The 10,901-nt window shown below is 65.0% G+C and carries 9 protein-coding genes; 7 read left to right on the top strand and 2 right to left on the bottom strand.

Features of this window, described 5'->3' with window-relative positions; genetic code table 11:
• The first annotated feature begins 456 nt into the window (after positions 1 to 456).
• Together serA and IVA82_RS41965 are read left to right on the top strand one after the other, a co-directional pair.
• Entirely contained in the window at positions 457 to 1,701 is a 1,245-nt protein-coding gene (gene serA / locus IVA82_RS41970; protein ID WP_247387394.1) for a phosphoglycerate dehydrogenase, read from the top strand.
• Positions 1,702 to 1,787: 86 nt separating this feature from the next.
• The gene (locus tag IVA82_RS41965; protein ID WP_247387395.1) at positions 1,788 to 3,461 is read left to right on the top strand and encodes a tannase/feruloyl esterase family alpha/beta hydrolase; all 1,674 of its coding nucleotides are present in this window, start codon (positions 1,788 to 1,790) and stop codon (positions 3,459 to 3,461) included.
• Between the two features lie 33 nt (positions 3,462 to 3,494).
• Here the strand turns inward: IVA82_RS41965 and IVA82_RS41960 are convergent, their stop codons facing one another.
• Positions 3,495 to 4,376 (bottom strand): ATP-binding protein, encoded by an 882-nt coding sequence (locus tag IVA82_RS41960; RefSeq protein WP_247387396.1) that lies wholly within the window; start codon positions 4,374 to 4,376, stop codon positions 3,495 to 3,497.
• Positions 4,377 to 4,472: 96 nt separating this feature from the next.
• Positions 4,473 to 5,186 carry an ATP-dependent Clp protease adaptor ClpS gene (locus tag IVA82_RS41955; RefSeq protein ID WP_247387397.1) on the bottom strand — a complete coding sequence of 238 codons (714 nt, stop codon included), beginning with the start codon at positions 5,184 to 5,186 and terminating at the stop codon, positions 4,473 to 4,475.
• Between the two features lie 199 nt (positions 5,187 to 5,385).
• On the opposite strand from IVA82_RS41955, the gene IVA82_RS41950 reads away from it, so the two are divergent.
• From IVA82_RS41950 to IVA82_RS41930, 5 genes are all read left to right on the top strand, one after another.
• Positions 5,386 to 5,850, top strand: coding sequence for a MarR family winged helix-turn-helix transcriptional regulator (locus IVA82_RS41950; RefSeq protein WP_247387398.1), 465 nt, complete (start codon positions 5,386 to 5,388; stop codon positions 5,848 to 5,850).
• Positions 5,851 to 5,863: 13 nt separating this feature from the next.
• A complete protein-coding gene (locus IVA82_RS41945; protein ID WP_247387399.1) occupies positions 5,864 to 6,634 on the top strand; it encodes an enoyl-CoA hydratase in 771 nt (256 codons plus the stop codon).
• Between the two features lie 110 nt (positions 6,635 to 6,744).
• Positions 6,745 to 8,826: a methyl-accepting chemotaxis protein gene (locus IVA82_RS41940; RefSeq protein WP_247493885.1), complete on the top strand. Its 2,082-nt coding sequence runs from the start codon at positions 6,745 to 6,747 to the stop codon at positions 8,824 to 8,826.
• A 125-nt stretch (positions 8,827 to 8,951) separates the two neighbouring features.
• Positions 8,952 to 9,890, top strand: a complete 939-nt coding sequence (locus IVA82_RS41935; RefSeq protein ID WP_247387401.1) for a dihydrodipicolinate synthase family protein — start codon at positions 8,952 to 8,954, stop codon at positions 9,888 to 9,890.
• 200 nt (positions 9,891 to 10,090) lie between these two features.
• A partial coding sequence (locus tag IVA82_RS41930; protein ID WP_247493253.1) for an IS701 family transposase occupies positions 10,091 to 10,901 on the top strand: 811 nt, incomplete at its 3' end.

The raw sequence follows: 10,901 nt of genomic DNA, 5'->3' as shown, positions 1-10,901 counted from the left end.
CGCTCTCTCAGAGGGGTCCCGTCCTTGCTGGGCTTTGCCTCCACCCGTGCATGAAAGATCAGGGTACCGGGCTGCGCGCCCGACCGGATACAAGGTGATGCGGTCCTGCCGCATTGTCATTCACGGCCCAGGCCTCGCATCACGTCACACCTGTTATCGTCATCGCGTGCGTTGCAGGGACGCCATTGTGGCGCCGAGCTCGTCGCGCTCAAGGCCGCTGCCGCGCCGTCTCCGGCGGTGGCCTACGGCCAGCCTTGACCGCTCCTCGCCGCGGCGCTCAAGACCGCCGCCATCAAACGACGCCCTCTTGACAACTCACTCCCCATACAAGGTGACCGGTCTGGTACACCAACATATCTACCACTCCGCCATCTTCTCCCCGTATCCAAGCCCTATTGTGCTACGTCTCCTCCGCGGTCTATGAGCTGCGGCAAAACCGCTACTTACGGAGACACCATGCCAGCCCCAGGCCAAAGCCCCGAGCGGAGCGCGAAGGCGCTGCTGCTTGAAGGCGTCAATGACAGCGCCGTCGACCTGTTCAGGAGCTCCGGTTTCACCAACGTCGAGCGGCTGACCAAGGCGCTGGACGGCGAGGCGCTGCGCCAGGCGCTGAAGGGGGTGTCGCTGCTCGGCATCCGCTCCCGCACCCAGATCACAGATGATGTACTCGCGGCCGCCGACCAGCTTCTCGCCGTCGGCTGCTTCAGCGTCGGCACCAACCAGGTCGATCTGCTGGCGGCGCGCAAACGCGGCATTCCCGTGTTCAACGCGCCGTTCTCCAACACCCGCAGCGTCGCCGAGCTCGTGATCGGCGAGATCGTGATGCTGCTGCGGCGAATCTTCCCGCGCTCGGTGTCGGCCCATGGCGGCGGCTGGGACAAGTCAGCGACCGGCAGCCGCGAGGTGCGCGGCCGCACCCTCGGCATCATCGGCTACGGCAATATCGGCTCGCAGCTCTCGACGCTGGCCGAGGCCATCGGCATGCGGGTGATCTATTTCGACCGCACCGACAAGCTCCGCCATGGCAACACCGAGCCAGTCGAGAAGCTCGACGAGCTTCTGGCGCAAAGCGACGTGGTCAGCCTGCACGTGCCGGAGACGCCGGAGACTGCCGGCATGATCGGCGAGAAGGAGTTGCGGGCGATGAAGCTGGGCTCGTTCCTGATCAACAACAGCCGTGGCACTGTGGTCGATCTCGACGCGCTTGCAGCCTGTTTGCGCGATGGGCACATCGCGGGCGCCGCCATCGACGTGTTTCCGGTCGAGCCCTCGTCGAATTCCGATCGCTTCAAGAGCCCGATGCAGGGCCTCGGCAACGTCATCCTCACCCCGCATATCGGCGGCTCGACTGAGGAGGCGCAGGAGCGGATCGGCGGCGAGGTGGCGCGCAAGCTGGTCGACTATTTCATCACCGGCTCGACCATGGGCGCGGTGAATTTCCCGGAGGTGCAGCTGCATCTGCGTCCCTCCGGCGCCCGCTTCAGCCACGTCCATCGCAACGTGCCGGGCATGCTGCGGCGGCTGAACGAGGTCTTCCTCCAGCGCGACATCAACATCGCCGCGCAATATCTGGAGACCGCCGGCGACCTCGGCTACGTCGTGCTCGACGCCGACCTCGGCGGCCAGGATTCGGCCGAGCTGCTTGCGCAGATCAGCGGCCTCGACGGCACCATCGGCGCGCGGCTGGTGTTCGAGCACTAGAGCGCTTGTTGACGGCCGGCAGGAGGTCGCATTCAATGTGGCTTCCAGTCGGATTGAACGAGAAACAGATAAAGTCGGGGGAAACGATGGCGCGTATGCGTGTGAAGCTGTGTGCTTTACTCCTGGGCTCGGCGGCTGTAGTGGCCGCAAATGCCGCATCGGCGGTGACCCTGGCGGAGGATGCAGACGCCGTCTGCAAGGGTCTCGGCGGCGGTGTCGATGCCGTAAAGATCGATTCCGCGGTGCTGCAAGCGCCGTCGCAATTGGCTGTTGCCGAGCGCGGGTCGACGCCGTCGGGACGCGTCATCCCGGCCAATCCCGCCTTCTGCAAGCTGCTCGGGCATATCGATCCGGTCGATCCCAAGGCGCCGCCGATCAGATTCCAGGTCAACCTTCCCGTCGAGTGGAACGGGCGTTCAGTGCAATATGGCGGCGGCGGCTTCAACGGCGTGCTGATCACGGGGCTAGCGCTACCGCCGGCCTATCCCTTCGACAAGCCGTCGCCGCTGGCGCGCGGCTTCGTCACCTACGGCACCGATTCCGGCCATGAGACCAGGCAAGGCGAACCGCCGCAGGTGTTTGCGCTCAACGACGAAGCCTTCGAGAATTTCGCCCACCGGGCCTACAAAAAGGTGCGCGATGCCGCCGTCACGCTGATGGAGCGCGCCTACGGCAAGAAACCCGAGAAGTTGTATTTCATGGGCTCGTCCGAAGGCGGCCGCGAAGGCCTGACCATGGCGCAGCGCTATCCCGACGATTTCGACGGCATTTTTGCCCGCGTGCCCGTGATCAACTGGGTCGGTTTGCAGCATGCCGGCACCCGCTCGGGTCTCGTGACCATGGGCGACGGCTGGATCAATCCGGCGCAGGTGAAGCTCGTCGGCGACGCCGTGCGGGCCGCTTGCGACAAGGCCGACGGCTCCGATGACGCGCTGGTGCAAAATCCCGTTGCCTGCAAGGCGGCGTTCAAGGCGGAGAGCTTGCGTTGCGCGAGCGGCAAGACGGACGACAAGACGGGCGATCAGTGCCTCACCGACGCGCAGATCAAGGCGATCGATACGCTGCACGCGACCTACAAATTCCCGTTCGCGCTCGCCAACGGCCTTGACGACTATCCGGGCTGGGGCGTCTCCGGCGAGGATACCCCGGCGGTTGGTCCGACCGGCGGCTGGGTCGCGTGGTGGCTCGGCACCGCGCCGCCGGCGCAGCCGCCCGCACCCAACAACGGCATCGCCTGGATCTACGGCGCCGGCGGCATTCAATATGTGTTCGCGCGCGATCCCAAGCTCGACGTCACCAGCTACAAGGTGGAGGAGCACAAGGCCAGGCTGCTCGAGGTCTCCAAGCTGATGGATTCGACCGACCCCGATCTCAGCCGCTTCCGCGCCCGCGGCGGCCGGCTGATCATGCTCGAGCACATGGCCGATTACGCGCAAAGTCCCTATGCCGGCATCCGCTATTTCGAGAGCGTCGAGCGCAAGCTCGGCAAGGCCGAGACGGTCGAGTTCGCGCGGCTCTACACCGCGCCGGGCGTCGACCATGTCGGCTCCGGCGCACCGGCCAATGTCGACATGCTGAGCGCGCTGGTCGATTGGGTCGAGAAGGGCAAGGCGCCCGGCGATCTCGAAGTCACCGAGCAGAAGGTCGAGGCGCCGTCATTCGCAGTGCTGCGCGCGCTGCCACTGTGCCGCTGGCCGGCCTGGCCGCATTACAAGGCGGGTGCGGTGACGGAGGCATCGAGTTTCGTTTGCGCGCCATGAGGTAAGTACGAAGGGAGACGATTGCGCTGGATTTCACCCCGCCGCCATAGCCTGTGCGCCACCCAGCAGCTGCGCATTGAGCCGGCCGCCGGAGAACAACATGTCGTCCAGCGCCTCGTCGATATCGGCGGAAACGATGGAGTTGCCGCCGTCGCGGGCGAGGCTCGCCTGCGCCAGCCGTCGGGCCGCCTCGGCGACAACCGCGTCTTTCAGCGGCAGTCCTTTGCCGTAGAGCCGGACCAGCTTGCCGCGGCCGGTCTCATCGGGGAGCGGCACCTCGATGGCCTGATCGATACGGCCGGGGCGCCCAGCGAGAGCACCTTCGAGGTCCTCCGGCCGGTTGGTGGTCAGGACGAACAGGATGTCTGCATCCTCCTTCAGCCCGTCCATCTCGTTGAGCAGCTTGTTCAACATGGATTCCTCACAGGGTCCCATGTCATCGCGGTCGCGGGCGATGAGATCGACGTCCTCGATCACCACCATCGATGGCTGGAGCAGCCGTGCCAGGCTCATATAGGCGCCGAGCAGGCCAATTTGCTCGGCGGTGATGATCAATGTCGTATGTCCAGGCAAATGTGTTGCGAGGTAGCGGATCGTATGGGTCTTTCCGGTGCCCGGTGGCCCGTACAACAAGATGCCTTTGCGCGTCGACTGGCCGAGTCGGCGCAATTGGTCCCGGATGTTGACGAAGGTCAGAACGTTGCGATCGAGCAGCCGCAGGGTCTGCTCCGGCAGGATCACCTCGTTCCGCGACACCGGCGGCAGCCGATGCACGGTGATGCCGCGCGAGCGACCGCGATAGTCGGCATCGAGCGACAGGATCTTGCCTCGATAGCTGCGCGCAGCTTGAACGGCCTGTTCGAGCTCCCCAAAACACTGCTGGACGAGGGCCGCGCCCGCGGTGCCCGACGGCACGAGGATCTCAATCCGAATTCCCGGTTCGCGGCTGTATTCACGGTGAGCAGCAACACCGCGTAACGAAGACCATCCTGCTCGCACAGCCACAGGCCGTTATCGAGACATTTGACCGGGCTCTTCTCGCCGACATCCATGTCGGAATATTGCAACGGTGCAATCGCGAGCGCATGGCGGCCTTCCCGGAGGAGCCGCGAAATCGACAGCGTTTCGTAGCGCTGTTCCTCGTTCAGCCCGAATAGCCGGTTTGCCTCGCTGAACAGCTGGTCGATTGCGTGCCTGCACGTCGACCCGCATATGCCCGGGAAACTGACGGATCGTGGTCACGAGCTTGCTGCGAGGGACGTTGGCAAAGTGCCAATCCAGCACGTCGCAGGCGTATTCGAACTCCTTCTTCGGCTCTTCCGGTGCGGTCATGCTGTCTGCTACACGAATGCAGTCGCTGCACAGCCAGACCGTACGGCTGCCGATTCGAACATCCGTCTGCCCCTCAGGCTTGCCGCAGAGTTCACAGGGAGTCCTGATCTCTTCTAGTCCGAAGTTTGCGTCTAGTGTGATCTTCAGGGGATGCTGGCCCAGCCAGATATATTGCTGGGCCGCCTTGAAAAGCGCCTCTGCGACGGATTGCGGGTAGGGACCGCAGGCGGCTTTCTCCTCGCGCTCGATCCGCGTGACCAGCGCGGCTGCTTCGCGCTCCGACTTGCCGAAAACCTGGCGGAGCAGCGAAATGACGAACTCGTCCGGTGTGTCTTCATCATTGTGAATCACGAGCTGAGCCGGCTCACGTTCGCCGCGCACATCATTCGTCATGAAATGACTCCACTGCAACCAGAGCTAGAATAGAACAAATAAGAAACACAAAAGAAAGCGCCCGTCAAGCGGGACGGCCGCCTCAAATCCCCGATCGGTTCGAATTCTAATGCGCTGGTCCGCCGGGCGCCTCCACGCGCCGCGTCGTCATAGCGTCACCCTCTTTGACAAGGCGATTCGTTCCGGCTATCTATTTCGCATGCGAAATAATTCGGCCGCCGCGAAGCATCATCGGCTGATCTACCTGCTGACCGTCGGGCAGCGGCGGTTGCAGCGCTGGATGGCGGCGCGGCCGGACAACGATGTGACACCAGCGCAGGCCGGGCTGTTGTTCATTCTCGGCAAGCAGGACGGCGTGCTGATGGGCGAGGCGGGCGCTGCGCTCGATCTCGGCCCCGCCGGGATTTCCGGCCTGGTCGATCGCACGGCGGCGGCAAAGCTGGTCGAGCGGCGGGCCGACCGCGACGACGGACGCGCCTGGCGCATCTGGCTGACGCCGAAGGGCCGTACCGCGCTGGCGCAGGCCAAAGCGGGAGCCGCTGAAGTCAACGCGGCGCTGACGCAAGGATTTACCAGCGCGGAGATCGATATCGTCGCGCGCTGGCTGACGAGCATTCAGGACAAATTTCCCAAGGACAAGTTTCCAAGGGATCCAGAAGAATAGCAGGAGCACACTCATGACCGAGCACGTCCGGACCGAGAATAATGCTGGAATTCTCACTCTCACGCTGGCACGTCCCGACAAGAAGAACGCGCTGACGGATGCGATGTATGGCAAGCTCGCCGATGCCATCGAATCCGCAGAATTCGATCCGTCCGTCCGCGTGATCCTGATCCGTGGCGAGGGCGACATGTTCACCGCCGGCAACGACGTCGGCGAGTTCGCCGCGGTCGCATCCGGCAAGTCTAAAGGCAGCCGCAACGTCGTGCGCTTCATCCAGTCGCTGGCGCGCTGCACCCGGCCGCTGGTTGCCGCCGTCCAGGGCCGCGCCGTCGGCGTCGGCACCACGATGCTGCTGCACTGCGACCTCGTGGTGCTCGCCGACAATGCGCAGCTGTCGACTCCCTTCGTCAGCCTCGCGCTGGTGCCGGAAGCCGCCTCCAGCCTGCTGATGCCGGCCCGCATCGGCCATGCCCGCGCCTACGAGATGTTCGCGCTGGGCGAGACCGTGCCGGCCAAGACCGCACTGGAATGGGGCCTCGCGAGCCGCGTGGTGCCGCTCGACAAGCTCGATGCCGAGGCGCTCGCGCTCGCCCAGCGTCTGGCCCGCCAGCCGGCCGGCGCGCTCATCGCCACCAAGCGGCTGATGCGCAATGGCGAGGCTTTGGTCGCGCAGATGCAGGCAGAAGGCGAGCAGTTCGCGCAGCGCCTGCGCACGGCCGAGGCGCGCGAGGCCTTCACGGCGTTTGCCGAGCGCCGCCTGCCGGATTTCACGAAGGTCGCTTAACCGGCCCTGCGAGGCGCGGCAGGCCGGAAAGCAAGTATTTTACTACAACCTTAACGAAACATTGGCAGGTGGCGATGCAGGGTCGCTCGTGAAGAGTAGGTCCCCGATCCATGGCAATGTTTAAGAAATCGGTAAGCTCGCTTCTCCTGACGCTGATGGCCTTGCTGGCCGCCGGCGCGCTGGCCAGCACGGCGATCCAGATGGTCGGGGCCTTCGGCCGCCATCGCGACAGTCTCGAGACCGAGCGGCTTGCCGCCGCCGACAAGGCGATCTTCCATGGCGTGCTGTCGCTGCGCAACAATCGCGGCGATGCCCAGAGCGCGTTGCTGGGCGAGGATGATCCGCACGCCAAGCTCGGCGCCGCCGAGAAGGCCGAGCAGACCGGCTATGAGGCCATCGTCGCGGCGGTCTCGACGGTGGAGTTTGCGCGCCGCGACGAGCTCGCAAACACGCTGAAGCAGCGCTGGAGCGAAGCCGCGCCGAAGTTTCAGCTGTTCTACGATGAAGCCAAGCAGCCTCGTGCCGAGCGCAAGATGGAGCGAACCGCGGCCTGGTACGATGCGGTCACCAAGGTGATCGATACCGCGAATCTGGCATCCACCGCGGTATCGAACCGCGCCTGGATGGATGATCCCTTCATCGCCCGCATGATCCAGGTCCGCCGTCTCGCCTGGCAGGTGCGCGACCGCTATGGCATCCAGTGCTCGACCTTGCGTCCGCATGTCAATGCCAGCAAGCCGCTCGACGAGACCCAGAAGCAGACCCTCGCAAGCTGGAACGGCTCCATCGCCTCCGGCTGGACCGGGATGGACGAACTGCTGGCCGCGCCCGACGTGACCGCGGAGATGGTTAGTGCCGCGAAGGACGCGCGAGCCAAGACCGACGGTGTGCTCAAGCAGATCGGCGAGCTTACTAAGAACTTCGACGGCAGCGGCCGTCCCGCGATGCCCGCCTCGGAGTGGAACGCGCTGTGCCAGTCGCCCTTCGCGTTCATCGTTGCGGTCGCGAACAAAGCGCTGGACCAGTCGATCGCGCGTGCCGAGACCGTTCAGGCGAAGGCGCTCACCAACCTCGTGGTGCAGTCGCTCGCGTTCCTGCTCGCTCTCGCCGTGACCCTGGCCGGTGTGTATGTGATACGCAATCGCCTCATGCGCCCGGTGCGCGCCATCCTGGACGCTATCGCGCGGATCGGCGGACGCGACTATGCGACACCCGTGCCGCAATCCAGGCATCCCGACGAGTTCGGCACCATGGCGGCCGCGCTCGAAAGCCTGCGCGAGAGCGCGGCGACCGCCGAGCGCCTGGGCCTCGAACGTGAATCGCAGCAGGCCCTGCAGCTCGCCCGCTCCGGCACCGTCGATGCCGCGTGCCGCAGTTTCGACGACACCGTGCAGGCCGTCATCCACAGCGTGGCGGCGTCGGCGAGGGAGCTCGATGCGACGGCGGCCGATGTGCGCTCACTGGTCACAAAATCGAGCAGCCAGACCGCGGCGGTCTCCTCCTCTGCCGAGCAGGCCACCAACAATCTTGAGACCATCGCGGCCGCGACCGAGGAACTCTCCGCGTCGGTCGGCGAGATTTCCGCGCAGGTGCAGGCCAGTGCGCGCGGGGCGCGTGAAGCCGTGGTGCAGGCCGAGCAGACCAATGCGACGGTCGAGATCCTCGACCAGACGGCGAGCCGAATCGGCGAGGTCGTGAAGATGATCAATGCCATCGCCGGTCAGACCAATCTCCTGGCGCTGAACGCCACCATCGAAGCCGCTCGCGCCGGCGAAGCGGGTCGCGGCTTTGCCGTGGTCGCCGGTGAGGTCAAGAACCTCGCGGCGCAGACGGCAAACGCAACGGAAGAGATCTCGCGCCAGGTGGAGGAGATCCAAGGCGCGACCGGCCAGGCCGTCGCCGCCATCCGCGCGATCGGCGGCGCCATCGGCGGCATCGACGAGAAGATGACGGCGATTGCGGCAGCCGTCGAGGAGCAGCGCGCCGCTACCACCGAGATATCGCGCAACTTCCAGCAGGCCGCGCAGGGAACCCGCGAGGTCACCGACACCATCGGCAGCGTCGCCAAGCTCAATCAGGAGACCGGCAACGCCGGCACGGTGCTGTCGGAGTCCGTGAAGAAGATGTCGACCGACGCCGACCGTCTCCGCGTCGCGGTCGAAGGCTTCCTTGGTGCGGTGAAAACCGCATAGTATCGACATTCCTCCGTTCCAGCGGCGCGCGGATCGGCATTGCAGCCGGTCCGCGCGCCGGGTACATCTGTCGCGCCGCGCAAGCTAGCGGCAGACGTAAGGGAACATCAGGGATGGAGAGTTCGATGCCGGTCACACAAACCAAGGCCCAGCGCCCCTATCGCGGCGTGTTCCCGGTCGCGCCCACCATCTTCGACGAGCGCGGCGAGCTCGATCTCGACGGCCAGCGCCGCTGCATCGATTTCATGATCGATGCCGGCTCGCACGGCCTCTGCATTCTCGCGAATTTTTCCGAGCAGTTCGTGCTGACCGACGCCGAGCGCGACACCGTGATGCATGCGGTGCTGGAGCATGTCGCGGGGCGGCTGCCCGTCATCGTCACCACCACCCATTTCAGCTCCGCCGTCTGCGCCGCGCGCAGCAAGCAAGCGGAAGCTGCCGGTGCCGCCATGGTGATGGTGATGCCGCCCTATCACGGCGCAACCTTCCGGGTGCCTGAGAAAGGCATCGTCGAGTTCTTCCGCGTGCTCTCGGGCGCGATCAACATCCCCATCATGATCCAGGATGCGCCGGTGGCCGGCACGCCGCTGTCGGTCGAGCTGCTGGCGCGATTGTCGCGCGAATTCTCCAACATCCGCTATTTCAAGATCGAGGTGCCCGGCGCAGCCGCAAAGCTCCGCAGCCTGATCGAAGCCGGTGGCAAGGACATCGAAGGGCCCTGGGACGGCGAGGAGGCGATCACGCTGCTGGCCGATCTCGATGCCGGCGCGACCGGCGCGATGACCGGCGGCGGCTATCCCGACGGCATCCGTCAGATTATCGATCCCTATTTCGCCGGCAAGCGCGAGCAGGCGAAAGCCGCCTATGAACGCTGGCTGCCGCTGATCAACTACGAGAACCGCCAATGCGGCCTGATCGCGTGCAAGGCCATGATGCAGGCCGGCGGCATCATCAAATCGGACGCCCTACGCCATCCGCTGCAGCCGCTGCATCCGGCAACGCGGGCAGGGCTGCTGGAGCTCGCGAAGGAACGCGATGCGTTGGCGTTGCGCTGGGGGAAGTAACCTCCGCCATCGTCCCGGACAAGTGCGCCCCAAGCGCGCGCAGATCCGGGACCCATAACCACAGGGAGAAGTTTGGCGAAGACTCGGAGTTGGCAGCCCGCTCCATAACCCCTCCCTGGGTTAGGGGCGACGCCGAATGCGAGTGCGCGCCCTAGCATTACAGTTGCTTTGTTTGCAGACTTCTGAATCCATGGGCAACCATGATTCGAATGTCGTGGGCGCGGGCCGCGTCGGTTGAGGAGACGCTTGCGTTGTGGGCGGCGTCGCTTCGAGAGATCAAGCAGCGGATACGTCCGTTGTTCACGCAAGAGCGTGTTGCGACGAATGCAGGCCTGTTCCTGGAAGGTCTGCTCGGAGATGAGCAGCGCAAGACCGGTTGGATGCGCGCGGAGGCGGCTGGCGATCCCGGCCCATGGCGGCAGCAGGCGATCCTGGGTCGCGGGGATTGGGACGCTGATGCCCTGCGCGATATCGTGCGCGACTATGTCATCGAGCATTTGGCGGATGACGATGCGGTGCTGGTGATCGACGAGACCGGCTTTCTCAAGCAGGGTAAGGCCTCGTGCGGAGTGGCGCGGCAATACACTGGTTCGGCAGGGAAGATTACGAACTGCCAGATCGGCGTCTTCGCTACCTACGTTTCGCGTCATGGTCATGCGTTCATCGATCGCGCGTTGTATCTTCCGAAGGAATGGACCGACGATCCAGATCGTCTGGAAGCCGCCTACGTGCCTGCCGATGTCGGCTTTGCGACCAAACCAAAGCTTGCGACGAGAATGATCGCACGTGCGATAGCCGCGTCTGTACCATTCAAGTGGGTTGCCGGTGATACGGTCTACGGTGTTGGCGACATCGAACAGCAACTACGGCGGGCAGGCAAAGGCTACGTGCTTGGGGTCAGCAGCGCTCATGTGTTTCGATCCTGGGGCAAGCGACCGCCGGTCGCCGGTACGGCCGCGGACCTCGCCCGGACGCGGCGCCCGTCCGACTGGAAGCGCCTGTCGGCGGGAG

The organism is Bradyrhizobium sp. 142 (assembly GCF_023074015.1).
GTDB lineage: Bacteria > Pseudomonadota > Alphaproteobacteria > Rhizobiales > Xanthobacteraceae > Bradyrhizobium.
Note: the sequence above shows the minus strand (reverse complement) of the source record. Positions and strands in the feature narration are given on the sequence as shown.